This is a genomic window from Caulobacter sp. GW822-FHT01G02 (assembly GCF_058802865.1).
The window spans coordinates 25,366-50,598 of record NZ_JBXAON010000014.1; the positions used below are offsets into that span (position 1 = coordinate 25,366).

At 67.6% G+C, this 25,233-nt stretch carries 23 protein-coding genes and 2 tRNA genes; 17 read left to right on the forward strand and 8 right to left on the reverse strand.

The features are described 5' to 3' along the window. The first annotated feature begins 20 nt into the window (after window positions 1-20). Complete coding sequence (locus tag AC1RNC_RS25560) at window positions 21-452, forward strand: PaaI family thioesterase (RefSeq protein WP_492888797.1); 432 nt, start codon at window positions 21-23, stop codon at window positions 450-452. On the opposite strand, the gene gltB is transcribed toward AC1RNC_RS25560, so the two are convergent. Both gltB and AC1RNC_RS25570 read right to left on the reverse strand, forming a co-directional pair. Next, entirely contained in the window at window positions 449-4,972 is a 4,524-nt protein-coding gene (gene gltB / locus AC1RNC_RS25565) for a glutamate synthase large subunit (protein ID WP_492841435.1), read from the reverse strand. The genes AC1RNC_RS25560 and gltB overlap by 4 nt on opposite strands. Before the next feature lie 18 nt (window positions 4,973-4,990). Further along, the gene (locus AC1RNC_RS25570; RefSeq protein ID WP_492888798.1) at window positions 4,991-6,439 is read right to left on the reverse strand and encodes an NAD(P)-dependent oxidoreductase; all 1,449 of its coding nucleotides are present in this window, start codon (window positions 6,437-6,439) and stop codon (window positions 4,991-4,993) included. A gap of 227 nt (window positions 6,440-6,666) precedes the next feature. Between AC1RNC_RS25570 and AC1RNC_RS25575 the strand changes: the two genes are divergently transcribed. After that, the gene (locus AC1RNC_RS25575) at window positions 6,667-7,470 is read left to right on the forward strand and encodes an undecaprenyl-diphosphate phosphatase (RefSeq protein WP_492841431.1); all 804 of its coding nucleotides are present in this window, start codon (window positions 6,667-6,669) and stop codon (window positions 7,468-7,470) included. A gap of 82 nt (window positions 7,471-7,552) precedes the next feature. Here the strand turns inward: AC1RNC_RS25575 and AC1RNC_RS25580 are convergent, their stop codons facing one another. Next, window positions 7,553-8,512 carry a complex I NDUFA9 subunit family protein gene (locus AC1RNC_RS25580; RefSeq protein WP_492888816.1) on the reverse strand — a complete coding sequence of 320 codons (960 nt, stop codon included), beginning with the start codon at window positions 8,510-8,512 and terminating at the stop codon, window positions 7,553-7,555. A 169-nt stretch (window positions 8,513-8,681) separates the two neighbouring features. Here AC1RNC_RS25580 and AC1RNC_RS25585 point away from each other — a divergent pair. From AC1RNC_RS25585 to ptsN, 9 genes are all read left to right on the forward strand, one after another. After that, window positions 8,682-8,768 (forward strand) — tRNA-Leu (locus tag AC1RNC_RS25585). 156 nt (window positions 8,769-8,924) lie between these two features. Further along, on the forward strand, window positions 8,925-9,542 hold the full coding sequence (locus AC1RNC_RS25590) for a ribonuclease D (RefSeq protein ID WP_492841429.1): 618 nt from the start codon (window positions 8,925-8,927) through the stop codon (window positions 9,540-9,542). An 8-nt stretch (window positions 9,543-9,550) separates the two neighbouring features. Beyond that, window positions 9,551-10,171 (forward strand): LPS export ABC transporter periplasmic protein LptC, encoded by a 621-nt coding sequence (gene lptC / locus AC1RNC_RS25595; protein WP_492888799.1) that lies wholly within the window; start codon window positions 9,551-9,553, stop codon window positions 10,169-10,171. Between the two features lie 61 nt (window positions 10,172-10,232). Further along, a complete protein-coding gene (locus tag AC1RNC_RS25600; RefSeq protein ID WP_492888817.1) occupies window positions 10,233-10,805 on the forward strand; it encodes an LptA/OstA family protein in 573 nt (190 codons plus the stop codon). An 8-nt stretch (window positions 10,806-10,813) separates the two neighbouring features. Beyond that, entirely contained in the window at window positions 10,814-11,572 is a 759-nt protein-coding gene (gene lptB, locus AC1RNC_RS25605) for an LPS export ABC transporter ATP-binding protein (RefSeq protein WP_492841425.1), read from the forward strand. A 220-nt stretch (window positions 11,573-11,792) separates the two neighbouring features. Then, a complete protein-coding gene (gene rpoN / locus AC1RNC_RS25610; RefSeq protein ID WP_492888800.1) occupies window positions 11,793-13,304 on the forward strand; it encodes an RNA polymerase factor sigma-54 in 1,512 nt (503 codons plus the stop codon). Between the two features lie 37 nt (window positions 13,305-13,341). Next, window positions 13,342-13,953, forward strand: a complete 612-nt coding sequence (locus AC1RNC_RS25615; protein ID WP_492888801.1) for an exopolysaccharide biosynthesis protein — start codon at window positions 13,342-13,344, stop codon at window positions 13,951-13,953. 63 nt (window positions 13,954-14,016) lie between these two features. Continuing rightward, window positions 14,017-14,649: a ribosome hibernation-promoting factor, HPF/YfiA family gene (hpf, locus tag AC1RNC_RS25620; RefSeq protein ID WP_492841419.1), complete on the forward strand. Its 633-nt coding sequence runs from the start codon at window positions 14,017-14,019 to the stop codon at window positions 14,647-14,649. Between the two features lie 86 nt (window positions 14,650-14,735). After that, window positions 14,736-15,200: a PTS IIA-like nitrogen regulatory protein PtsN gene (gene ptsN / locus AC1RNC_RS25625; RefSeq protein WP_492841417.1), complete on the forward strand. Its 465-nt coding sequence runs from the start codon at window positions 14,736-14,738 to the stop codon at window positions 15,198-15,200. A 33-nt stretch (window positions 15,201-15,233) separates the two neighbouring features. On the opposite strand, the gene AC1RNC_RS25630 is transcribed toward ptsN, so the two are convergent. From AC1RNC_RS25630 to AC1RNC_RS25645, 4 genes are all read right to left on the reverse strand, one after another. Continuing rightward, the gene (locus AC1RNC_RS25630) at window positions 15,234-15,506 is read right to left on the reverse strand and encodes a DUF1150 family protein (protein ID WP_492888802.1); all 273 of its coding nucleotides are present in this window, start codon (window positions 15,504-15,506) and stop codon (window positions 15,234-15,236) included. Between the two features lie 84 nt (window positions 15,507-15,590). Then, window positions 15,591-16,019 carry an Hsp20 family protein gene (locus tag AC1RNC_RS25635; RefSeq protein ID WP_492888803.1) on the reverse strand — a complete coding sequence of 143 codons (429 nt, stop codon included), beginning with the start codon at window positions 16,017-16,019 and terminating at the stop codon, window positions 15,591-15,593. A 188-nt stretch (window positions 16,020-16,207) separates the two neighbouring features. Continuing rightward, window positions 16,208-16,283 (reverse strand) — tRNA-Ala (locus tag AC1RNC_RS25640). 231 nt (window positions 16,284-16,514) lie between these two features. Continuing rightward, the gene (locus AC1RNC_RS25645) at window positions 16,515-16,979 is read right to left on the reverse strand and encodes a TIGR02300 family protein (RefSeq protein WP_492888804.1); all 465 of its coding nucleotides are present in this window, start codon (window positions 16,977-16,979) and stop codon (window positions 16,515-16,517) included. Window positions 16,980-17,096: 117 nt separating this feature from the next. Here AC1RNC_RS25645 and aroA point away from each other — a divergent pair, with 117 nt between their 5' ends. The 6 genes from aroA (at window position 17,097) to mscL (ending at window position 23,979) form a co-directional block, all read left to right on the forward strand. Further along, window positions 17,097-18,428: a 3-phosphoshikimate 1-carboxyvinyltransferase gene (gene aroA / locus AC1RNC_RS25650; protein WP_492888805.1), complete on the forward strand. Its 1,332-nt coding sequence runs from the start codon at window positions 17,097-17,099 to the stop codon at window positions 18,426-18,428. A gap of 1 nt (window position 18,429) precedes the next feature. Further along, on the forward strand, window positions 18,430-19,074 hold the full coding sequence (cmk, locus tag AC1RNC_RS25655; RefSeq protein ID WP_492888806.1) for a (d)CMP kinase: 645 nt from the start codon (window positions 18,430-18,432) through the stop codon (window positions 19,072-19,074). Window positions 19,075-19,224: 150 nt separating this feature from the next. Further along, a complete protein-coding gene (rpsA, locus tag AC1RNC_RS25660) occupies window positions 19,225-20,934 on the forward strand; it encodes a 30S ribosomal protein S1 (protein ID WP_492888807.1) in 1,710 nt (569 codons plus the stop codon). Window positions 20,935-21,049: 115 nt separating this feature from the next. Further along, on the forward strand, window positions 21,050-23,011 hold the full coding sequence (locus AC1RNC_RS25665; protein ID WP_492888808.1) for a DUF3857 domain-containing protein: 1,962 nt from the start codon (window positions 21,050-21,052) through the stop codon (window positions 23,009-23,011). A 175-nt stretch (window positions 23,012-23,186) separates the two neighbouring features. Beyond that, window positions 23,187-23,477 carry an integration host factor subunit beta gene (locus tag AC1RNC_RS25670; RefSeq protein WP_010921415.1) on the forward strand — a complete coding sequence of 97 codons (291 nt, stop codon included), beginning with the start codon at window positions 23,187-23,189 and terminating at the stop codon, window positions 23,475-23,477. Window positions 23,478-23,559: 82 nt separating this feature from the next. Then, on the forward strand, window positions 23,560-23,979 hold the full coding sequence (mscL, locus tag AC1RNC_RS25675; RefSeq protein WP_492888809.1) for a large-conductance mechanosensitive channel protein MscL: 420 nt from the start codon (window positions 23,560-23,562) through the stop codon (window positions 23,977-23,979). Here the strand turns inward: mscL and AC1RNC_RS25680 are convergent. After that, a complete protein-coding gene (locus AC1RNC_RS25680; protein WP_492888810.1) occupies window positions 23,972-25,201 on the reverse strand; it encodes a flavin monoamine oxidase family protein in 1,230 nt (409 codons plus the stop codon). The genes mscL and AC1RNC_RS25680 overlap by 8 nt on opposite strands. Window positions 25,202-25,233: the final 32 nt, after the last annotated feature.

The window sequence follows — 25,233 nt, forward strand, 5'->3', positions numbered from 1 at the left end:
TGAAATTGCCCGAGGCGAGCATGGACGAGATCCCCGAGGGCTTCGTCCCTCATAGCCGCAAGAGCCCGCTCACCAATCCCTGGGAGCCGCTCTATGCCCGTTCGGCGCCGGACCGGCTGGTGCTGGGCGTCCGGGTGCGGCCGGAGCACTGCAATTCGCGGAGCATGCCGCACGGCGGCTTCCTGGCGGCGCTGGCCGACAACGCCATGGGCCTGTCGCTCGGCGTCAACCTGGCGGCCGCGGGCCAGGGGGCGAGCGGTCTGGTCACCGTGTCGCTGACGCTGGACTATCTCGGCGCGGCCAAGCTCGGGCAGTGGCTCACGTTCGACACCGACTTCGTCAAGCTGGGCCGCTCGATCTGCTTCGCCGAGGCGACGGTGCGCGCGGACGGGGATCCCGTCGCGCGCGCCCGCGCGACCTTCAAGGTGCTCGAGGCTAAAGCAGCGGCTTAAGCCCGTTCGTGCACCGCTTGCTCGGCCGCCAGCGGCTGGGGCAGGCGGCTGATCATCTCCTTCGGGCAGACCTGCCAGAACTGGTCCCGCACCCGGTCCCAGTCACGCAGCAGGGTGGCGGCGAACACCGAGTCCGTCTCGCGGGCGTGCTCGGCGATCAGCGAGCGCAGCACGCCTTCCCAATAGGGCGAGGCCAGGCGCTGCACGACGATGCTGTCGGGGTTGATGAGGTCTTCGAAGCGGTCGTGCTGGTCGAGCACGAAGGCCATGCCGCCGGTCATGCCCGCGCCGAAGTTGCCGCCCGTCGGGCCCAGGATCACCACCTGGCCGCCGGTCATGTACTCGCAGCCGTTGGCGCCGCAGCCCTCGACCACGGTGGTGGCCCCGGAGTTGCGGACCGCGAAGCGCTCACCGGCCTGCCCGGCCGCGAACAGCCGGCCCGAGGTGGCGCCGAACAGCACGGTGTTGCCGATCAGGGTGTTGGTCTCCGGAGCCGCCAGGCCACGAGCCGGCTTGATCACGATCGTCGCGCCCGACAGGCCCTTGCCGACATAGTCGTTGGCCTCGCCGGTCAGCTCGATGCGCAGGCCCTGGACCGCGAAGGCGCCCAGGCTCTGGCCGGCCGAGCCCTTGAGCTGGACGGTCAGGTGGCCGGCGGGCAGGCCCTTCATGCCGAACTTGCGGACGATGTGGCTGGACGTGCGCGTGCCGATGGTGCGGGCGGTGCTGCGGACCGTGTAGGTCAGCTGCATCTTCTCGCCCCGTTCCAGCAGCGGCGCGGCGTCGCGGACGATCTGGGCGTCCAGGGTGTCCGGCACCGCGTTGCGGCCGACGACGGTGTTGTACGGCTTGTTCGCGCCGGGATCGGCGCGGACCAGCAGCGGGTTCAGGTCGAGGTCGTCCAGGTGCTCGCCGCCGCGCGACACTTGCGCCAGCAGGTCGGTGCGGCCGACGATTTCCTGCAAGGACCGGAAGCCCAGGCCCGCCAGGATCTCGCGAACCTCCTCGGCCACGAAGGTGAACAGGTTGATGACCTTGTCCGGCGTGCCGGTGAACTTGGCGCGCAGGGCCTCGTCCTGGGTGCAGACGCCCACGGGACAGGTGTTGGAGTGGCACTGGCGGACCATGATGCAGCCCATCGCCACCAGCGAGGCGGTGCCGATGCCGAACTCCTCGGCGCCCATCATGGCGGCGATGACAATGTCGCGGCCCGTGCGCATGCCGCCGTCGGCCCGCAGGACCACGGAGTGGCGCAGGTTGTTCAGCGTCAACACCTGGTTGGCTTCCGACAGGCCCATCTCCCACGGACCGCCGGCATATTTCACCGAGGTCTGGGGCGAGGCGCCCGTGCCGCCGACGCCGCCGGCGACCAGAATCACGTCGGCCTTGGCCTTGGCCACGCCGGCCGCGATGGCCCCGATGCCGGTGGCGGCGACCAGCTTCACCGTGACGCGGGCGATCGGGTTGATCTGCTTCAGGTCATAGATGAGTTGGGCCAAGTCCTCGATCGAATAGATGTCGTGGTGCGGCGGCGGACTGATCAGCATCACGCCGGGCGTGGCGTGACGCAGGCGGGCGATCATCTCGGTGACCTTGAAGCCGGGCAGCTGGCCGCCCTCGCCGGGCTTGGCACCCTGGGCGACCTTGATCTCCAGCTCGACGCACTGGTTCAGATATTCGGCGGTGACGCCGAACCGGCCCGAGGCCACCTGCTTGATGGCGCTGTTGGGGTTGTCGCCGTTCGGCAGCGGCTTGTAGCGCGCGCTGTCCTCGCCGCCCTCGCCCGAGACCGACTTGGCCCCGATGCGGTTCATGGCGATGTTCAGGGCGCCGTGGGCCTCGGGGCCAAGCGCCCCCAGGCTCATGCCCGGCGTCACGAAGCGCTTGCGGATCTCGTTGACGCTCTCGACGTCGTCGGTCGAGATCGGGTTGCGGTCGGAACGCCAGTCCAGCAGGTCGCGTAGCTGGATCGGCTTTTGGGTGCGCAGGCCGTTGGACCAGCGACGATAGAGCTCGTAGTCGCCGGTGTCGCAGGCCGTCTGCAGGGTGTGCATCAGGCGGGCTTCGAAGGCGTGGGCCTCGCCCGAACGGCGGGCCTTGTAGAGGCCGCCGACTGGCAAGGTCACGGCGGCCTTGCCCCAGGCCTTGCGGTGCAGCTCGACCGTCTTGCTCTCGATGCCGGCCAGGCCGATGCCCGAGATACGCGAGGGCATGCCGGGGAAGAACTCGGCGGCCAGGGCGCGCGAAAGGCCGACGGCTTCGAAGTTGTAGCCGCCGCGGTACGAGGAAATGACGCTGATGCCCATCTTGGAGATGATCTTCAGCAGGCCGCCCTCGATGGCCGTCTTGAAGTTGACGCAGACGTCGCGCAGCGTCTTGTCGCCGATCAGGCCGCGCTCCAGGCGGTCCTGGAAGCTTTCCTGGGCCAGGTAGGCGTTGACCGCCGTGGCCCCGACGCCGACCAGCACCGCGAAATAGTGGGTGTCCAGGCACTCGGCCGAGCGGACGATGATCGACACGTACGAGCGCAGGCCCTTGCCCACCAGGTGGGCGTGGACGCCGCCGGTGGCCAGGATCATCGGCAGGGCGACGCGGGTCTCGGCGCTGGCCTCGTCGGTCAGGACGATGGCGCCGCAGCCGCGCAGCACGGCGTCCTCGGCCTCGGCCCGGATGCGGTCGAGATTGGCGCGCAGGGCGTCGCCATCCCGGGCCTCGGGCGCGGGCAGGGGCATGGTGCAGTCGATGACCGCGACGTTCTTCTCGCCCAGCAGGCCGTGGATCCGCTCGTACATGCCGGTGGTCAGCACGGGGCTTTCCAGCACGTAGACGTCGGCTTGCGCCGCGTCCTGGGCGAGGATGTTGCCCAGGTTCTTGAAGCGGGTCTTCAGGCTCATGACGCCGGTCTCCCGCAGAGGGTCGATCGGCGGGTTGGTCACCTGGCTGAAGTTCTGGCGGAAGTAGTGGCTGAGCGGACGGTACTTCTCGGACAGCACCGCCAGCGGCGTGTCGTCACCCATCGAGCCGATGGCTTCCTTGCCCTCCTCGACCATGGGGGCGAGGATCATTTCCAGATCCTCGAGGCTATAGCCGGCGGCGGCCTGGCGGCGGGTCAGCTCCTCGCGGCCGAACTTGCGCGGCTCGGGGCCGGGGCCGATCTGCTTTTCGAGATCGACCATGTTGCCCAGCCACTCGGTGTAGGGGTGGCGTTCGGCCAGTTCGTCGATGATCTCGTTCTCGCCGTATAGGCGGCCTTCGGCCAGGTCGATGGCGATCATCCGGCCGGGCGAGATGGCCAGCTTGCGGGTGATGCGGGCTTCCTCGACGCCGCACATGCCGGCTTCCGAGCCCATGATGACCAGGCCGTCGTCGGTATAGGCCACGCGCAAGGGGCGGAGACCCGAGCGGTCCTTACCGGCCACGACCCAGCGGCCATCGGTGGCGCACAGGGCGGCCGGACCGTCCCACGGCTCCATCACCGCGTTGCAGTAGGAATAGAGCGCCTTGTGGGCGTCCTTCATCTTCGGATTGGCGGCTTCCGGCACCAGTAGGGCCTTGGCCATCGGCGCATCGCGGCCGGCGCGCACCAGCACCTCGAAGGTGTTGTCGAGGTTGGCGCTGTCCGAGCCGCCCGGCTGGATCACCGGCTTCACATCATCCCCGAACTCGCCGAAGGCCTGGGCGGCCATCTTGATCTCGTGGGACTTCATCCAGTTGACGTTGCCCTTGATCGTATTGATCTCGCCGTTGTGGGCGAGCATCCGGAAGGGCTGGGCCAGGCGCCACTGCGGGAAGGTGTTGGTCGAATAGCGCTGGTGGAAGATCGCCACGGCGGCGGCGAAACGGTCGTCCTTCAGGTCGGGATAGAATTCGTCGATGTGCTCGGCGAGGAACATGCCCTTGTAGATCAGCGACTTGGCCGATAGCGAGCAGATGTAGAAGTCGCTGATGTTCTGGCCGTGGACGCGCTTTTCGATGCGCTTGCGGCACAGGAAGAGGGCGCGCTCCAGCGCCTCGCCTTCCAGGCCGGCCGGACCGGCCAGCATGATCTGCTCGATTTCCGGACGGGTGGCGTTGGCCTTCTCGCCGATCACCGAGGTGTCGACCGGCACCTGGCGCCAGCCATAGATGTAGAAGCCAAAGCGCAGAGCCTCGGCCTCGACGATGGTGCGGCAGGCCTCCTGGGCGCCGAGATCGGTGCGCGGCAGGAAGATCTGGCCGACGGCGATCGGGCCCGACCGCAGGGCGTGGCCCGTGCGACGCACCTGGTCGATGAAGAAGTCTTGGGGAACCGAGACCAGAACGCCGGCGCCGTCGCCGGTCTTGCCATCGGCGTCGATCGCGCCCCGGTGCCAGAGGGCCTTGAGGGCCTTGATCGCCAGTTCGACGACTTCGCGGCGCGGCTGACCGTCGATGGCGCAGACCAGGCCGACGCCGCACGCGTCGCGCTCGGTCGAGGGGTCATAGGCGTGGCCGTCGATCAGGGCCTGGCGGTTCTTCAGATAGAGGTCCATCTCGTTCATGGTCTTAGATCCTCTCTCTTATTCCGCCGCGATCAGCGCGGAGGCGCCGACCTTGGCCTGCAGGTAGCGGTGGATGGCGTCGGCGGCGTCGCGGCCGTCCTTGATCGCCCAGACGACCAGCGAGGCGCCGCGCACGATGTCGCCGGCGGCGAACACGCCGTCGAGATTGGTCATCTGGTCGCGGAGGTCGGCCTTGACCGTGCCCCAGCGGGTGACCTTCAGATCGGGGGCCGACCAGTCCTGCGGCAGGTTCTCGGGCTCGAAGCCGAGGGCCTTCAGCACCAGCTGGGCCGGACGGTCGAAGTCGCCGCCGGGGATTTCCTCGGGGCTCTGGCGGCCCGAGGCGTCCGGCGCGCCCAGGCGCATGCGGATGGCGCGTACGCCGGTGACAGCTTCGGCCTCGCCCGACAGGGCGCGCGGGGCGGCCAGCCATTCGAAGGTGACGCCCTCTTCCTCGGCATTCGAAACCTCGCGCATCGAACCCGGCATGTTGGCCTTGTCGCGACGATAGAGGCAGGTGACCGAGGCCGCGCCCTGGCGGATGGCGGTGCGGACGCAGTCCATGGCGGTGTCGCCGCCGCCGACCACGACCACGTCCTTGCCCTCGGCGTTCAGCTCGCCGGACTCATAGGCCGGCACGCTGTCGCCCAGGCCCACGCGGTTGGAGGCGATCAGATAGTCCAGGGCGGGCGCCACGCCCTTGCTGCCGCCGCCGGGGACGGTCAGGTCGCGCGCGGCGTAGACGCCGACGGCGATCAGCACCGCGTCGTGCTTTTCGCGCAGATCCTCGAGCGTGGCGTCCTTGCCGACCTCGAAGCCTAGCTTGAACTCGACGCCGCCGTCGGCCAGGCGCCGGGTGCGGCGCTCGACGACGTCCTTCTCCAGCTTGAAGCCGGGGATGCCGTAGATCAGCAGGCCGCCAGCGCGGTCGTGGCGGTCATAGACGGTGACGTCGTAGCCGGCCTCGCGCAGCATCTCGGCCGCCGCCAGGCCGGCGGGGCCCGCGCCGATCACGCCGACCGACTGGCCGCGCGCTTCACCGGGGACCAAGGGCTTCACCCAGCCCATCTCCCAGGCCTTGTCGGTCAGGTAGCGTTCGACGGAGCCGATCGTCACGGTGCCGTGACCGGATTGCTCGATAACGCAGTTGCCTTCGCACAGGCGATCCTGCGGGCAGATCCTGCCGCACACTTCCGGCATGGAATTGGTCGCCTGCGACAGGGCGTAGGCTTCTTCCAGGCGGCCCTCGGCCGTCATTCGCAGCCAGTCGGGGATGTTGTTATGCAGCGGGCAGTGGGTCTGACAGAACGGCACGCCGCACTGCGAGCAGCGCGAGGCCTGCTCGGTGGCCTTCGCGTCGATGAAGTCGGCGTAGATCTCGTGGAAGTCGCCCGAACGCTCAGTCGCCGCGCGCTTTTCGGGCGTCTTGCGGGCCACCGTGGTGAATTTCAGCATGCGCTCGGCCATGCGACTTCCCTCATCCCCGTCACGGGAGAAAAATTGCTCAGGCCGGCCTCATACGGACTCTTTCGGGCAAGAAGAATGTCATAGTCAAATAAGTAGACTTATATATCCTCACCGAGGGTAGGGATTTTGCGATCGCCTCGCAATGCACCCCTGAAATAGTCCACTTTGTGGATTTACGACCTATTTACCGTGTCGGGCGCACGCCGGGGCGGGTTTGGAGCCGAACAATGCCTGACTGGCTGAACGCAATCATTCTGGGTCTGGTCGAGGGGCTGACGGAGTTCATACCCGTCTCCTCGACCGGCCATCTGCTGCTGGCCAAGGAAGCCATGAGGCTGAAGGACCCGTCCTGGGACACCTTCATCGTGCTGATCCAGCTGGGCGCGATCCTGGCGGTGGTCGCCCTCTATTTCCAGAAGCTGTGGGGCGTGCTGATCGGCCTGCCCACCAAGCCCGAGGCGCGGCGCTTCGCGCTCAGCGTCATCATCGCGGTGGCCCCGGCCTTCGCGGCGGGCCTGCTGCTGCATGACCTGATCAAGACGTTCCTGTTCGAGAGCCCGCTGATCATATGCTGGTCGCTGCTGATCGGCGGGGCGATCCTGCTATTCATCGACAAGAAGGCGCCGCCGGCCGTCGATCACGACGCCATGAACCTGCCGCTGCACAAGGTGCTGATCGTCGGCCTGTTCCAGTGCCTGTCGCTGATCCCCGGCGTGTCGCGCTCGGGCTCGACCATCGTCGGCTCCATGCTGTTCGGCATCGAGCGCCGGGCCGCGGCCGAATTCAGCTTCTTCATGGCCATTCCGATCATGGTCGGGGCCTTCGCCCTGGACGTCTACAAGAACCGTGACGCCCTGGACGCCGGCCATGTCGGCGTGGTGGCCATCGGCTTCGTCGTGTCGTTCCTGTCGGGCCTGGTGGTCGTGAAGTACATGCTCGACTTCATCGGCAAGCGCGGCCTCGCTCCGTTCGCCTGGTGGCGGATCGTCGTCGGCGTCGGCGGCCTAGCGGTGCTTTACCTGCGTCCCTGAGCCAACGGCGACGCCAGCGAAAGAAAAAGGGCGGGCGCCTCGCGGCGTCCGCCCTTTGTCGTCTTGGTTAGGCGCGTGTCGCCTAGAACGCGCCCGCCGGGGTCTCGGCGTACTGGCCGCCCTTGCGGTAGCGGTAGAGATAGGTCGGGACCACGGCCTCGACACTCGTGCCGACCACGCCGGCCTCGGCCAGGCCCGGCAGGCCATGCTCGGCGACATTGTCGACCTTCAGCATCTCGACCTGATCGGTCGTCAACGGGGGCGGCAGGATCCCGGCGACCATGTCGCCCAGCGCGCCGATCAGCGAGGCCACCGGCCAGGGCAGCGGGGCCAGCGGCCGGGCGCGGCCGGTCTCGGTCAGGATGAGCTGCATGATCTCGCGCATCGTGTAGACGGTCGGCCCGCCCAGTTCGTAGGTCACGCCGACCGCGGCCGGGCTGGCGGCGGCCTTGGCGATCACGGCGGCGACGTCGCCGACGAACACCGGCTGGACGCGGCTGTCGCCGCCGACCAGCGGCATGATCGGCGACAGGGCGGCGATCTGGGCGAACCTGTTGAAGAACTTGTCGTCGACGCCGAACACCAGCGAAGGACGGATGATGGTCGCGCCCGGGAAGGCGGCGCGGACGGCGGCCTCGCCCTCGGCCTTGGTGCGGAAGTACTTCGACTCCGACTCGGCGTTGGCGCCCAGGGCGCTCATGTGGACCAGATGCTTCACGCCGGCCTTGGCGGCGGCCTGGGCCACGTTCTGGGCGGCCATGACATGGATCGACTGGAACTTCTGGCGGCCGCTCTCCCAGAGCACGCCCACCAGATTCACGCAGGCCTCGGCGCCGTCCAGGGCGCGGGCGATCGAGGCTGGATTGCGGACATTGGCCTGGACCACCTCGATCTGGCCGACGTCGCCCAGCATCCGCATACGATAGGCGAGATTGGGCTGGCGCACGGCCACCCGCACGCGATGGCCCGCCTTGGCGAGCGCCCGCACGACCTGGCCGCCCACGAAACCGGAGCCGCCGAACACCGTGACCAGACCTTGCATCTTCATTCCTCGTCGCATGCGATGACTCTACCGCGATAACGGGGGAATTAGACGACTGGGAGCGGCTTCGCAATGAAATCGCGACTTATCGATTTTTGTCTGTTGACGGCGTCGGAAGCTTTCCCTAAACGTCCCGGCCTCGCGGCGACCTAACCGGTTGCGACAGCGGGCCCAGGTGGCGGAATTGGTAGACGCGCTGGCTTCAGGTGCCAGTGACCGAAAGGTCGTGGAGGTTCGAGTCCTCTCCTGGGCACCACCCCTTAACTGAGCTTCTTTCGGGAAGCGGGGGTGGCGCCAAAAAATCCTCCGGATGCTAATTCGTTCATCGTGAGTATAAGTGTCGCGCGTTCTACTCGGACGCGTGGTTGAGCGCGCTCGCGCGGGCGCGATATGAATCGCCGGAGTTTGAGACTTGGCTAATTTCGTTCACGAGGGCGACCTGCCCGACGGCGTCTTCGCCGGCGCTGGCGTCATCGCCATCGATTCGGAGACCATGGGTCTGCGCCTGGGCCGTGACCCGCTGTGCGTGGTCCAGCTGTCATCGGGCGACGGCGACGCGCACGTGGTGCGCCTGAATCGCGCGACCTACGACTGCCCGAACCTGAAGGCTCTGCTGACCGATCCGGCCGTGCTGAAGCTTTTTCACTTCGGCCGCTTTGATATCGCCATGTTCGAACTCCATCTGGGCGTGGTGACCGCACCCGTCTATTGCACCAAGATCGCCTCGAAGCTGGCCCGCACCTACACCGACCGCCACGGCCTGAAGGACGTGACGCGCGAGCTGCTGGGCGTGGAGCTGTCGAAGGTGCAGCAGTCGTCGGACTGGGGCGCGCCATCGCTGAGCGCCGACCAGGTGGCCTACGCCGCCTCGGACGTGCTGCACCTGCACGCGCTGCGGCTTAAGCTGAACGCCATGCTGGAGCGCGAAGGCCGCATGGCCCTGGCCCAACACGCTTTCGACTATCTCCCCCACCGCGCCTCGCTCGACCTGGCCGGCTGGGAGGAGATGGACATCTTCGCCCATAGCTGACGGACGCGATGCACCCGACCGCGGTCATGACCGGACGAACGATGAGCGCCGACCTCGCGCGCTGGCGTCGCCGCTCGCGCCGCGTTCTGGCCGCGCGCATCATCCTGCCGGCCGCGATCACGGGCCTGCTGCTGATCGTCGCCTCGCAGGTTGGCTGGCGAACCTACATGGCCGCCACGCATCCGCCTGCGGAGGCCAAGACGGAGATCCGCCTGATCACGCCGCGCTTCTACGGTCAGTCGACCGACGGCCGCAGCTTCATGATCACCGCGCGCTCGGCGATCCGCGACGACAACGATCCGCGCCGCATCATCCTGGACGAGCCGGCTCTGACCCTGGACCTGGGCTCGCCGACGCCGACGCGGATGACCGCCAAGCACGGCGTCTATCGCCAGGACAATTTCGGCCTGAACCTGAAGGACGACGTCCGTCTGGACGATGGCACGGGTTACCGCTTCGCGTCCGAGGAGTCGTTCGTCGACACCAGGAGCGGCGACGTGACCGGCGAGACGACAATGAACGGCGAAGGCCCCAGTGGGCAGGTGCAATCCAACGCCTACTCCGTATATGACAAGGGCGATCGCGTCATCTTCCGGGGTGGGGTTCGCGCCCGGTTCGAACGGCAGTAAAGAAGATCAATGGCGCAGGTTCGCTTCGGATGCGGCCGCGACGGATGAGGACATGGTTCTGATGAAGCGACGGACGGCGGCGGCGGTGACGACCGCGTTGATCCTTGGTGGGATTGGGGCCAGCGGCGCGGCCTACGCCCAAGATTCGAGCACGCCGGTCGATGTTTCCGCCGACAATCAGGAAACCATCAACAGCAAGTGCATCACGATCTTCACGGGCAACGTGGAGATTCTGCAGAACCGCTCGCGCCTGCGCGCCCAGAAGGTGACCGTGTACAGCGCCCGCAAGGCCGGGGCGACGGCGGACGGGGCCAACGCCTGCGGCGCGGCCCAGCGCATGGAAGCCGAGGGCGGCGTCTACATGGTCAGCGACACGCAGACCGCCCGCGGCGACCGCGCCGTCTACACCTTCGACAACAACATCGCGATCGTCACCGGCGACGTGGTGCTGGTGAAGGGCAAGGACGTGGCGCGCGGCGACAAGCTGACGGTCAACACCAAGACCAACGACGCCAGGCTGGAGTCGAACCCTTCGGCCAAGGCCTCCCAGCGCCGGGTCCGCGCGGTGTTCTACCAGGACGACAAGAAGAACGACGCGCCGGCCGCGCCCGCCCAGCCCGCCGCCCCGCGCTAGGATCCTCCATGACCCTGACCTCCAACGACATGGACGGCCTGTTCGTCGATTCCGTGGGCAAGTCGTTCGGCGACCGTCCGGTCGTCAAGAACGTCTCCCTGCGCCTCAAGCGCGGCGAGGTCGCCGGCCTTCTGGGCCCGAACGGCGCCGGCAAGACGACCTGCTTCTACATGATCACGGGTCTGATCGCCGCCGACTACGGCGCGATCTATCTGGACGGCGAGAACATCACCGCCCAGCCGATGTTCCAGCGCGCCCGTCTCGGCGTCGGCTATCTGCCGCAGGAAGCCTCGATCTTCCGGGGCATGACGGTCGAGCAGAACGTCATGGCCGTGGTCGAGATGCGCCAGAGGGACCCGCGCAAGGCTCGCGAGCAGGTCACCGGCATCCTGGAAGAGCTGCGCATCACCCACATCCGCAAGTCGCCGGCCGTCGCCCTGTCGGGCGGTGAGCGCCGCCGCGTGGAAATCGCTCGGGCGCTCGCCTCCGAGCCGTCGTTCATGCTGCTGGACGAGCCGTTCGCCGGCATCGATCCGCTAGCCATCGCCGACATCCGCGACGTGATCGGCTATCTCAAGAGCCGTGGCATCGGCATCCTGATCACCGACCACAACGTGCGCGAGACGCTGGACATCATCGACCGCGCCTCGATCATCCACGCCGGTGAGGTTCTGTTCGAAGGCTCGCCGCGCGAGATCGTCGAGAACCCGGAAGTCAAGCGCGTCTATCTGGGCGACAGCTTCAGCGAGCCCCGGCTCGGGGATTAAAAAAGACGCGGTGAGCAAGGCGCGCGGGGTCGAGGAAAGGCGTCCGCGTTGAGCCTCCGCACCCGGATCAAGTCCTTGGCCCGTAAGGGCTAACGCCTCTGGCATGATATTTTCCGGGACGGAACGTCGCACCGGCCCGAGAATTGCAGGCGTTGGCGACCCGTTAACCAAACAGGCCCTTCAATGGCGATCGAAGTTTTCGATTTGTCAGGAGGGCGCATTGGCGCTCAGCCACCGCCTCGAGATCCGTCAGGGTCAGGGCCTCGTCATCACCCCGCAACTGCAGCAGGCCATCAAGCTGCTGCAGCTGTCGAACATCGAGCTCGACGCCTTCGTCGAGGCGGAGCTGGAGCGTAACCCGCTCCTGCAACGCGATGAGGGCGATCACGAGCCCGCGGGCGAGGTCGAGGCAGTTCGCGACGCCAGCCTGACCCATGTCGACGCCGTGGCCGACACCACGGCTGGCCGCGAGATGGACACGCCGCACGAGGACGTCTCGCCGGGCGAACGCGCCACGGGCGATGGCGCCGAAGCTGGCTCCGAGCATGGCGCCGAACATGCCGGCGGCCAGATCGACTGGTCGCGCGCCGGTGGCGGCGGCTCCTTCGAGGGCGACGACAACTACGAACGCGCCCTGACCGACATCCCGACCCTGGCCGCCCATCTGCGCACGCAGCTGGTCCAGGCCGCGCTGTCGCCGGCCCGCAACGCCGTCGCCGAGATCCTGATCGACGCCGTCGACGAAGGCGGCTACCTGCGCCTGGACGTCATCGAGCTGGCCGAGCGTCTGGGTTGCCCGCTGGAGATGGTCGAGGAAACGCTCGCCACCCTGCAGGGCTTCGAGCCGGTGGGCGTCTTCGCCCGCGACGTCCGCGAGTGCCTGGCGCTGCAGCTGAAGGACCAGAACCGCTACGACCCCGCCATGGCCGCCATGCTCGACAATCTCGAGCTGCTGGCCAAGCGCGACATGGCGTCCTTGCGCCGCCTCTGCGGCGTCGACGACGAGGACCTGCGCGAGATGGTCGCCGAGATCCGCTCGCTGAACCCGCGCCCCGGCGCGGCCTATCACAGCGAACCGGCCGAGACCCTGGTGCCCGACGTCATGGTCCGCGAGGGTCTGGGCGGCATGTGGCACGTCGAGCTCAACACCGACACCCTGCCGCGCGTGCTGGTCGACCAGCGCTACCACGCCCGCGTCGCCAAGGGCGCGCGGACCGATCAGGAAAAGACCTTCGTCTCGGACTGCATGGCCACGGCCAACTGGCTGGTGAAGAGCCTGGACCAGCGCGCCAAGACCATCCTGAAGGTCTCCAGCGAGATCGTCCGCCAGCAGGACGGCTTCCTGGCCTACGGCGTCGAGCACCTGCGCCCGCTGAACCTGAAGACCGTCGCCGACGCCATTGGCATGCATGAGAGCACGGTCAGTCGGGTCACCTCGAACAAGTACATCGCCACCCCGCGCGGCGTGTTCGAGCTGAAGTTCTTCTTCACCTCGGCCATCCAGTCGTCGGAGGGCGGCGAGGCTCACTCGGCCGCCAGCGTCCGCCACAAGATCAAGGGCCTGGTCGACGCCGAGAGGACCGAGGCCGACGTCCACTCCGACGACGCCATTGTCGAAATTCTCAAGGCCGCCGGGGTCGACATCGCCCGCCGGACCGTGGCCAAGTACCGCGAGGCCATGCGGATCCCTTCGTCGGTGGAGCGTCGCCGTCGGATGAAGGAAGCGGTCTAGTCCCCCTTCCGCGTTTACTGCCGCCTGGAAGGTTGGAATGCACGAGAAGTCGCTCGCGGATGTCATCGAGGGTTTCGGCGAGGACAGCCGGCCCGTCCTGACCGTGGGCGAGATGCTGGAGGCGTTCGACAGCCGCGCCTTCGGGGCCATGCTGCTGGTTTTCGGCCTGCTCAACACCCTGCCGCTGCCGCCTGGCTCCTCGACCATCCTGTCGCTGCCGATCCTGTTCCTGGCGCCGCAGATCGCCATGGGCGCGGATACGCCGTGGCTGCCAAGGGGGCTGATCGAGAAGCCCCTGAAGCGCGACGACCTGCGCGGGCTCTTCCGCCGCCTGGCGCCGATCGTGCGCAGCATGGAGCTGATCACCCGTCCGCGCCTGCGGCCGATGTTCGCACCCTTGGGCGAACGGGCGATCGGCGTGGTCTGCACCCTGCTGGCCTTGGTGCTGGTCCTGCCCATCCCACTGGGCAACCTGGCGCCCGGCGCGACGGTCGCCGTCCTGGCCCTGGCGCTGCTCCAGCGCGACGGCGTTCTGGCCCTGCTCGGCTACCTGATGGCTGTCGGTAGCGGGGCGCTTCTGTTCGTCAGCGCGCACGTTGTCGTGATGGCCGTACGCAAGCTTCTGAGCGTCTTTTCGGGGCTCGTCTGAGGTCGTCCACAGGCGTCTAAGGCGCCGCTTGACACCCGCCTGCGACAGGCGCGTTGTAGTCACATGCAAGTCCAAGTTTCCGGCAAGCATGTCGACGTTGGTGAGGCTCTGCGAGTGCGAGTCTCCGACGAAATCGCCCTGAGCATTGGGAAATACTTCGATCGCGGTGGTAACGCCGAGGTCGTGGTCAGCAAGGACGGCTACGCCTTCCGTGTCGATTGCTCGGTAAAGCTGGCTTCGGGTCAGCAACTGATCAGCCATGGTTCGGGAGGCGACGCGCACGCCGCGTTCGACTCGGCCCTGGCCAAGATCGACACCCGCATCAGGCGGTACAAGCGGCGGCTGAAGAGCCACTCGCCGGCGGCCACGGCCAAGCAGGTCGAGAACGCCGCGATGTTCGTCCTGAAGGCCCCGGAAGTCGACGAGGGCGAAGAGCACGACTGGGATGTGGAAGCCGGCCACCCGACGGGCGCGCCCGCGGGCATGGTCATCGCGGAGACCCAGGCCGAGGTGAAGACAATGACCGTTTCCATGGCTGTCATGGAACTGGACTTGACCGCATACCCGGCAATCGTGTTTAGGAACGCCGCCCACGGCGGGTTGTCCGTGGTCTATCGGCGTCCAGACGGGAATATCGGCTGGATCGACCCCGAACGCACGAAGTCGCTGAACGGGCACGGGTCAACCGCGAGCTAACCGGATCCTTCATGGTCTGGCGCCGTCGCGGCGGATCCGCGGCGACGGCGCCAAGGCGGTCGGCATCTAGCGAGCTTTGTACGTCCATGACCATTGGCGATCTTCTGGACCCCGGAGCGGTGGCGCTGCGCGCTGGCGCGCCCGGCAAGCGCCAGGCTCTTTCCCTGGTCGCCGACGTCGCCGCCCGCGTATTGGGTGTCGACGCCCACACAACGCTTGAAGGCTTGATGGACCGCGAAGCCGCTGGCTCGACCGGCGTCGGCGAGGGCGTCGCCATTCCGCATGCGCGCGTGGACGGCCTGGATCGTGTCCGCGCGGTCGTGGTGCGCCTGGACACCCCGGTGGCCTTCGACGCCCTGGACGACAAGCCCGTCGATCTTCTGGTGGCCCTGTTCGCGCCCCGCGACGCCAACGCCCAGCACTTGAGGGCCCTGGCGCGGGTGGCCCGGATGATGCGTCAGCCTGAAACGCGGTCGGCTCTGCGCCAGGCGCGCTCGGCGGACGCGATCCATGTGCTGCTGACCCAGGAAGCGACCAGCACGGCCGCTTAAAAGGCCGCCCGCGCGGGGCGGCCCTTCAAACCGTTAGTGGACGGAAACCGGCGCCAGTTCGTGGGCGAGGGCGGCGGCGATCGCGGTGTCGCGGTCGATCATCACGGCCAGGCGCGCGCCGTCCGCGCGGCACACCGCATAGAGGGTCTGGTCGGGCGCCAGGTTGAAGTCCTGCACGCCCTCGGGGACGTCGGCGAGGATTTCGGCCGCCTTGATCGGCCGGACATAGACGAGGTCGGGCGCGCCAAGGGCCGCGAAAGCTTCGCTGGTGAAGAGCGGGCTGTTGTAGTGCGTGTTGGGCGTCATGATGACCACCTCCTTGATTAGGGAACGCGCCTTTCTCCGGCCGGTTCAGAGCCCAGAGCGGCGAGGCGGGTTCCGCGCGGCTTCTCAGCCCGCGCTGCGAATGGGAATTCTCTTCACGAGGCGCTCGGGTTCGGGCCGGGCCAGATCGATGTGCAGCAGGCCGTGTTCCAGGGTCGCGGCGGTCACCTCCATGCCCTCGGCGAGGACGAAGGTGCGCACGAAGCCCCGCGCGGCGATCCCGCGGTGCAGGAAGGCCCGCTCGGCCTCTCCGCGCCCGTCGCCGCTGTCGCGCTTGCCGGCGACGACCAGCTGGCCGCCCTCGACCGTCACCTGCAGCTGATCGGGCGAGAAGCCCGCCACGGCCAGGGTGATGCGCACGCCGCCGTTGTCGGCCTGCTCGACGTTGTAGGGCGGATAGCTTTCCGAGGCGGCCTTGGCGGCGCGCTCTATGAGATCTCGGGTGTGCTCGAAGCCCAGCAGAAAGGGGCTGTCGAACATGATCATTCGGTTCATCGCGAAGTCCTCGCTTAAGCGACTTCGTTCGCGGAGATAAACCCGAGGATCGGCGCCGATCCCCACGACACGGCTCTAGATGTGGAGGCCGTGGCCAATCACTTCAAGAGGTGGCGGGGGGCGGGAGGAGCCGGCTGAATTCGGGTCCAGAAATGGACAAGGCCCGGACGTTTCCGTCCGGGCCTTGATGGTGGAGCTAAGCGGAGTCGAACCGCTGACCTCTTGAATGCCATTCAAGCGCTCTACCAGCTGAGCTATAGCCCCAGATTTTTCTTCGAGAACCTTGCGGTAACTCTCGGAAATCCTTGGTCTCTTCGGCGTTTCCGACTTGCGTCGCCCCCCGAAGAGGCGCGGAAACTAGTCCGGGATTTTTTCGGGATCAAGCCTCTTCTCAAACTTTTTTCGAGAAAAGTGTCGCACCCCGGAAAACCCCTGTGGATAGCCGGTTTCGCATGTCCGAAACCGGCTACCAACCAGAGAGACTAACCTGGCGGATTAGTCTTCGTCGCCCTCGCCGGGCAGGCCTTCGATCTCGTCGTCGAGATTGTCCTCGTCGTCCTCGTCCTCCAGGAACGGAACGTCGTCGGCCTCGTCTTCGGCGAGATCCTCGTCCTCGGCGAAGTCGACGCCCAGGTCATCACCGCCCGCGGGGGCGGCGCCGGGTTCGGCGTCTTCGTCGTCGGTCTCGATAACGTCCGGCTCGACCTTGTCGATTTCGGGCGTTTCATCGACTTCGTCCTCGAAGCCGTCCTCGTCCTTGGGCGCGGGGGCGGGCTTCTCGTCCTCGGCGTCATAATCCGGCGTGATCGAGCGAGCGCGGACGCGGCGCGATTTCAGCGCCTCCTCCGGGTCGAACGACTCGCCGCATTTGGGGCACACGGCCGGACGACGGCCGAGATCGTAGAATTTGGATTGGCAGTTGGGGCAAATTTGTTTTGCGCCCAATTCGGGATTGGCCAAGTGGCGACCCTTTGATCCGGATGGGAAAAGCGGCCGGTCACTTGCCATGACGAGAGCCCGCTGTCAAAAGCAAACCCCTTCGCGAAAACCACCAAGCACCAAGGAGCCGGTCTCGGCATGTCGTCGGCTGGATTGAAGAGCGCGCCCGCAGGCGCTCTGCGAGGGATCGTGCGGGCCCCGGGTGACAAGTCAATTTCCCACCGAGCGATGATCCTGGGCGCGCTGGCGACCGGGACGACGACGGTGGAAGGTCTGCTGGAAGGCGACGACGTGCTCGCCACCGCGCGGGCCATGCGGGCCTTCGGCGCGCGCGTCGAGCAGGAAGGCGTCGGCCGCTGGCGCATCGAGGGCAAGGGCGGGTTCGAGGAGCCGGCCGACGTGATCGACTGCGGCAACGCCGGCACCGGCGTGCGCCTGATCATGGGCGCGGCGGCGGGTTTTGCGATGTGCGCCACCTTCACGGGCGACAGCTCGCTGCGCAGCCGCCCGATGAGCCGGGTGCTGGATCCGCTGGCCCGCATGGGCGCGACCTGGCTGGGCCGCGACAGGGGTCGCCTGCCCTTGACGCTGAAGGGCGGCAATCTGCGCGGCCTGAACTACACCCTGCCGATGGCCTCTGCCCAGGTGAAGTCGGCCGTGCTGCTGGCCGGCCTGCACGCCGAGGGCGGCGTCGAGGTCATCGAACCCGAAGCCACCCGCGACCACACCGAGCGCATGTTGCGCGCCTTCGGGGCCGAGGTGATCGTCGAGGACCGGGTCGTTGGCGAGAAGACCTTCCGCCATATTCGCCTGCCGGAAGGTCAGAAGCTGACCGGCGCGCATGTCGCCGTTCCGGGCGACCCCTCGTCGGCGGCCTTCCCGCTGGTGGCCGGCCTGCTGGTTCCGGGCTCGGAAGTGACGGTCGAGGGCGTGATGCTCAACGAATTGCGCACCGGCCTCTTCACGACGCTGCGGGAAATGGGCGCCGACCTGGTGATCTCGAACCGGCGCGTCGCCAGCGGCGAGGAGGTCGGCGACATCACCGCCCGATACTCCAGGCTCAAGGGCGTGATCGTTCCGCCCGAGCGCGCGCCGTCGATGATCGACGAATATCCGATCCTGGCCATCGCCGCCGCCTTCGCGGAAGGCGAGACGGTGATGCGCGGCGTCGGCGAGATGCGCGTCAAGGAAAGCGACCGCATCGCCCTGACGGCGGCGGGCCTCGAAGCCTGCGGCGTCGACGTGGAGGAGGAGCCGGAGGGCTTCATCGTCCGCGGGACCGGCCAGCCGCCGCGCGGCGGGACGATCGTCGAGACCCACGGCGACCACCGGATCGCCATGAGCCACCTGATCCTGGGCATGGCCGCCCAGGAAGGCGTGGCGGTCGACGAGCCGGGCATGATCGCCACCAGCTTCCCGGGCTTCGTCGACCTGATGCGCGGCTTGGGCGCGACCCTGGCGGAAGCCTGACGTGGGGGGGTTCGTCATCGCCGTCGACGGCCCCGCCGCCTCGGGCAAGGGCACTATCGCCGGACGCCTGGCGGCGCTTTACGGCTATCCCCTGCTCGACACCGGCCTGTTGTACCGCGCCGTGGGCGTGGGCGTGCTCGCCGGGGCGGGAGATCTGGACGACCCGATCGCGGCCGAGGGCGTGGCGCGCGCCCTGGATCTCTCGGACCTGGACCGCGCCGAGGTGCGGACGCGCGCGGCCGGCGAGGCCGCCAGCCGCGTGGCCGTCCATCCCGGCGTTCGCGCGGCTCTGTTCGATCTGCAGCGTGATTTCACCCGGCGCGAGCCCGGCGCGGTGCTGGATGGGCGCGACATCGGCACGGTGATCGCTCCCCGCGCGCCGGCCAAGCTGTACGTCACCGCGCGTCCCGAGGTTCGCGCCCAGCGGCGCTGGAAACAGCTGACGGAACAGGGCGAGGTCGTGGATTTCGAGGACATCCTGGCCGATATCCACAAGCGCGACGCGCGCGACGGCGGCCGCAAGGACGCGCCGATGACCCAGGCGCAAGACGCCGTCTTGCTCGATACGTCGGAAATGACTATAGAGCAGGCCTTCGATGCGGCCCGCCGTATCGTCGAGGACGCGCGCGCCCATCACCGGCTCTAGCCGGTAGGGCAAATCCACCGCCGACCTCGCCGCGATAGAGAGAACATCGCGGGACCGCAGAAAACCCACTTCATCCGGAATCCCGAGAACCGCTTTCTCCGGCGGCGCTCGCCATAGGGCTTCCCCCAACCTACGAGACTAAACATCAGCATGGCTGACGATATGAGCTTCAACCCGACGCGCGACGATTTCGAAGCGCTGCTGAACGACTCGATGGGCGGCCGCGATTTCGCGGAAGGCACCGTCGTCAAAGGCAAGGTCGTCGGGATCGAAAAGGACTTCGCGATCATCGACGTCGGTCTGAAGACCGAAGGTCGTATTCAGCTGAAGGAATTCGGCGTCGACGAAGCCGGCAAGGCGACCATCAAGATCGGCGATTCGGTCGAAGTCTTCCTGGAACGCCTGGAAAACGCCCTCGGCGAAGCGGTCATCAGCCGCGAAAAGGCCAAGCGCGAAGAAGCCTGGACCCGTCTGGAAGGCGTCTACGCCAAGAACGAACCCGTCATGGGCGCCATCGTCGGCCGCGTGAAGGGTGGCTTCACCGTCGACCTGGGCGGCGCTTCGGCCTTCCTGCCGGGCTCGCAAGTCGACATCCGTCCGGTCCGCGACGTCGGTCCGCTGATGGGCAAGGAACAGCCCTTCGCCATCCTGAAGATGGACCGTCCGCGCGGCAACATCGTCGTCTCGCGTCGCGCCATCCTGGAAGAAGCCCGCGCCGAGCAGCGCACCGAACTGGTGTCGCAGCTGCAAGAGGGTGAAATCCGCGAAGGCGTCGTCAAGAACATCACCGACTACGGTGCGTTCGTTGACCTGGGCGGCATCGACGGCCTGCTGCACGTCACCGACATGAGCTGGAAGCGCGTCAACCACCCGAGCCAGGTGCTCGCCGTGGGCGACACCGTGAAGGTCCAGATCGTCAAGATCAACCCGGACACCCAGCGCATCAGCCTCGGCATGAAGCAGCTGCAGTCGGATCCGTGGGACGGCGTGGAAGCCAAGTACCCGGTCGGCGCCAAGTTCACGGGCCGCATCACCAACATCACCGACTACGGCGCCTTCGTGGAGCTGGAAGCCGGCGTTGAAGGCCTGGTGCACGTCTCGGAAATGTCCTGGACCAAGAAGAACGTCCACCCCGGCAAGATCGTCTCGACCTCGCAGGAAGTCGACGTGGTCGTGCTGGACGTCGATCCGTCCAAGCGCCGCGTTTCGCTGGGCCTGAAGCAGGCTCTGGCCAACCCGTGGGAAGCCTTCCTGGAAGCTCACCCGGTCGGCTCGACCGTCGAAGGCGAAGTCAAGAACGCGACCGAATTCGGTCTGTTCGTCGGCCTCGACAACGACATCGACGGCATGGTGCACCTGTCGGACATCGACTGGAGCGTCCCGGGCGAAGAAGCCATGGCCCGCTACAAGAAGGGCGACCTGGTCAAGGCGAAGGTTCTCGATGTCGACGTCGAGAAGGAACGCATCTCGCTGGGCATCAAGCAGCTGGCTGGCGACCCGATGTCGGGCGATACCTACCGCAAGAACCAGACCGTGACCGTCACCGTCACGGAAGTCACCACGGGCGGCATCGAAGTCCGCTTCGGTGAAGACGACGCCCCGATGACCGCCTTCATCCGCAAGTCGGACCTGTCGCGCGATCGTCAGGAACAGCGCCCCGAGCGCTTCGCCGTGGGTGACCGCGTCGACGCTCAGATCACCAACATCGACAAGGCGGCTCGCCGCGTGTCGCTGTCGATCAAGTCGCTGGAAATGGCCGAAGAGAAGGAAGCCATCGAGCAGTTCGGCTCGTCGGACTCCGGCGCTTCGCTGGGCGACATCCTGGGCGCCGCTCTGCGCGAGCGCGCTTCCAAGGAATAGTCTTCAGCTCCTCGTGGGTTGAAGCCGGCGGCGGCGGGAGCAATCCCGCCGCCGTTTTCTTTTGCGCGAAACCCTGCCACACATTGCCTGAGGTTGAGCGTTTCGGGGGTGTGGCGTGTTTCAGCGTTGGGCGGCGGTGGCCGCGGTTTCGGTTCTGGCCGTGGGGAGCGCGGCCCGGGCCGACGAAAAGCCCGCCTACGGTCCGCCGGCCCCATGGGTGAAGGTCGCCGAGGTCCCGGCCCCGCCCGGCGACGACCAGGCTCCGGCCGTGCAGGCGGTGCTGGACGACACCCAGGCCCTGCTCGGCCAGGAGGGCCTGTTCCGCTACGTTCGCCGCATCGCGCGGGTCACCAAGCCCGAGGGGCTGTCCTCCGGCTCGCGGACGATCACCTGGCAGCCGGACCGCGACAATGTCACCTTGCATGGCCTGGCGATCATCCGGGACGGCCAACGCATCGACGTGCTGAAGAACGGCGAGGACGTCCTGGTCCTGCGCCGAGAGAAGGACCTGGAGCGGGCCATGCTGGATGGCCGCATGACCGCCTCGATTCAGATCAAGGACCTGCGGGTCGGCGACATGGTCGACTGGTCGTTCAGCATCGAGCGGCGCGATCCGATCCTGGGCCCCCGGGTCAGCGACTTCGAGCGCATGGGCTGGCCGGGCGCGATCGGCCGCTACCGCGTGCGGATGCTGTGGGCCGACGGGACGCCGCTGTCCTGGAAGACGACGGCCGGCTTCCCCGACCCGAAGATTGGCAGGGCCGACGGGCTGAACGAACTGGTGGTCGACCAGACGGGAACGATCGCGCCCAAGCCGCCGACCGGCGCGCCGCCGCGCTTCCGGCAGGTCGGCGAGATCCAGGCGGCGACTTATCGCGGCTGGGCCGACGTCGTCGCGCCGATGGCTCCGCTCTACGACGAGGCTGTGAGGCTGAAGCCGGACTCGCCGCTGAAGGCCGAGATCGCCGCCATCGCCGCCGCCAGTCCCGACCCCAAGGTCCGCGCCTTCAAGGCCCTGCGGCTGGTGGAGGACAAGACCCGCTACCTGCTGCTGGCCATGGGCGACGGCGGCTACAAGCCGGCCAGCGCCGACGAGACCTGGGCGCGCCGGTTCGGCGACTGCAAGGGCAAGACCGCGCTGCTGCTGGCCATTCTGAAGGGCCTCGACATCCAGGCCGAGCCGGTCGTGGTCCTTGCCGGTCCCGCCGCCGACGGCATGGACCAGCGCGTGCCCTCGGCCAGCCAGTTCAATCACGTGCTGGTCCGCGCCACGATCGACGGCAAGGCTTACTGGCTGGACGGCACGCGCTCAGGTGATCGCGGGGGCCTCCAGACCCTGGCCGCGCCGCCGTTCCTGTGGGGCCTGCCGATCAAGGCCTCGGGCGCCGCCCTGGAGCCGATCGTCCAGCAATCGCCATCGCGACCCGACCTGGACGCGACCATGCGCTTCGACGCCTCGGCCGGCCTCGACAAGCCGGCCAAATCGACGGTGGTCATGGTCATGCGCGGCGAAGCGGCCCGGGCCATGGCGCGAGTGATCGAGAACGCGCCGCGCGCCGACATCGAGCGCAGCTTCCGACAGAGCTTCTCGGCGACGAGCAGCTGGATGAGAATCGAGACCTTCGACTGGTCGGTCGCCGAGGACGGCGCCGTCACCCTGACCATCGCTGGTAACGCCGACATGGAGTGGCGGCTGAACGAAGACGTCGGCTTGATGGAATGGCGTCTGCCGATGTCCAGCTCGGGTAAGGCCGCTCAGTTTCCGCGCCGCGAACCGGGCCCCAACGCCGATGCGCCGTTCGCCACGCCGTTCCCCAGCTTCAAGAAGGCGCTGGTCGAGGTGACGTTGCCGAATGGCGGAGCGGGCTTCACCGTCAAGGGGCCGGTCTACACCGGCAAGATCGCCAACGCGGACATCGTCCGGATCTCGGAGCTGCAGGGCGGCAAAGCCCGCTTCTTCGAGTCCGACCAGAGCGTCGGCCGCGAACTGCCCTTCGATCAGGTCGAGGAGGCCAACAGGGTGCGTCGCCGGCTGGCCGAGCAGGCCTTGATCATCCGCGCGCCGAAGGGTTCGTGAGACCTTTTCACGGAGGGTGGCGGACGCCGAAACCGCTCGCACCCTCGGCTGCCACCCTCTTGGCCATTAACCGAACCCCGTTCGAGAATCTCACGCAACCCCTTGAAGACTCAGCCATCGTTGGGCAAAGGTCCGCTCGCGCCTTTCTCCTCCCAAGGGCGTTCCGGGGATATCGATGATCAAGTCTGAACTCATCGCCAGGCTCGCGAATGAAAATCCGCACCTGACGCAGAAAGACGTCGAACGCGTGGTCGGCGTGATCCTTGAGCGCATGATCGGGGCCCTGGAGGATGGCGGCCGCGTCGAGCTGCGTGGCTTCGGCGCGCTGTCGGTCCGCTCGCGTCCCGCCCGCACCGGCCGCAACCCGCGCACCGGCGAGGCGGTGGACGTCCGCGCCAAGCACGTGCCGTTCTTCAAGAGCGGCAAGGAACTGCGCGCGCGCCTCAACGCCGACGGCGACGAATAAGAACGATTGTCTCCCGGGGTTGACCCTGGGACGCGAACACCCTCAGCCTCGGCGCCGTATTTGAGGCAGCGAGAGTTTCGTCATGAGCGTGGTCAAGGAATTCCGCGAGTTCATCGCCCGGGGCAACGTCATCGACCTGGCTGTCGGTGTGATCATCGGCGCGGCGTTCAATGGCATCGTCAAGAGTCTCGTCGACCAGGTGATCATGCCGCCGATCGGGCTGCTGACCGGTGGTCTCGACTTCTCGAAGCTGGAATGGGTGCTTCGGCCCGAGGATCCGGCCACCGAGGCGATCGAGAAGGTCTCGATCATGTACGGCGCCTTCATCAACACCCTGATCCAGTTCTTCATCGTCGCGTTCGTCGTGTTCCTGCTGGTCAAGGTGGTCAATGGCATCCGCCGCCAGGACGCCGAGCAGCCCGCGCCCAGCGCCCCGCCGGCCCCGACGCCGGAAGAGAAGCTGCTGACTGAAATCCGCGACCTGCTGGCGACGCCTAAGTAAGGCTCGCGATCGCCGCTCGCGCCGCCGCCTGGCCCGTCAGCCAGGCGCCGTGGGCGGTGGAGAAGAAGTTGGGGCTGCAGGCCTCGCCAGCGAAGAACAGGCGCTGGTCGACCGGCGCGGCCAGCACGGCCCGTGCGCCGGCATGGCCGGGCAGGGCGTGGGAATAGGAGCCGCCGGCGAACGGGTCGGCCGCCCAGTGCGTCTCGGTGATCACGTGTACCTTGGATCGGATGTCGCCGCCGTAGACCGAGACCAGCCCCTCGACCGCGAAGGCCGCCGCCGCGCCAGGTCCCTGCCCCTCCAGCGCGCGGGCGTGGGCCCCGCCCAGGAACACCTCGATCATCGGCTTGTGCAGCGGCCGCAGATGATAGGCCCCGGTCGCCGTGATGTGGGGATCGGAATAGAGCTGGGTCTCCGGCGGGAACATCTCCGGTTCGTCCAGCCGCAGGAACACCTTGTCGGCAAGACCCAGCGGCAGGCCGGCGGCGGCGTCCAGCTTGTCGGGCAGGGCGGGCATGAATCGCAAGGCGCCCGCGGCGAGGATCGCGGTGGGCGCGCAGACGATCACCGCCCTGGCCGAGATCGTCCCCAGCGCCGTCTCCAGCTCCACGCGGTGACCGTCATGACGGATCATCGAGACAGAGCAGGACAGGCGCGTCGGCAGGTGGCCGCCGAGGCGCGCGATGGCCGCGCCATAACCCTCGGCGACCCGCCAGTCGACCTCGGTGTCCTTGTAGGCGGCGTAGTCGTGCAGAGAGACCTGGTCGAACTCCGCGCCGTTGTAGAAGGCGCTGAAGGCGTTCAGCAGCGGGGTCCAGCGACTGTCCGGGTCCAACAGGTCGGACGCCGGCCGGTCCGGTCCGCCGTCCTGGGCCGCCGCCTCGATCCGGGCGTCCAGGGCCTGGAACGCTTCGCCGAATTGGGCGCGTTCCTCGCGGCTGAAGACCGGACTGTCGGCGATATTCGCCCAGGGCGGCGGGGTCTTGTCGAGGGTCAGCCCCAGGGCCCCGACCCTGGCGACCAGCGGGTTCACGTCGGCCGAGTGCAGCCATTCGCAGCCAAGGTCGATAGGGCCGACGGATGTGTGGATTGTATGGGCGCGGCCTCCGAGACGGTCGCGGGCCTCCAGCAGCACGCCCGTCAGACCGCTGGCGGCCACGGCCTCGGCGGCCGCCAGTCCGGCGGCGCCGGCGCCCACGATCGCGATGTCGACCTCGTCCATGAGACCTCAATCGGATCGTGGGACCAGCCGTT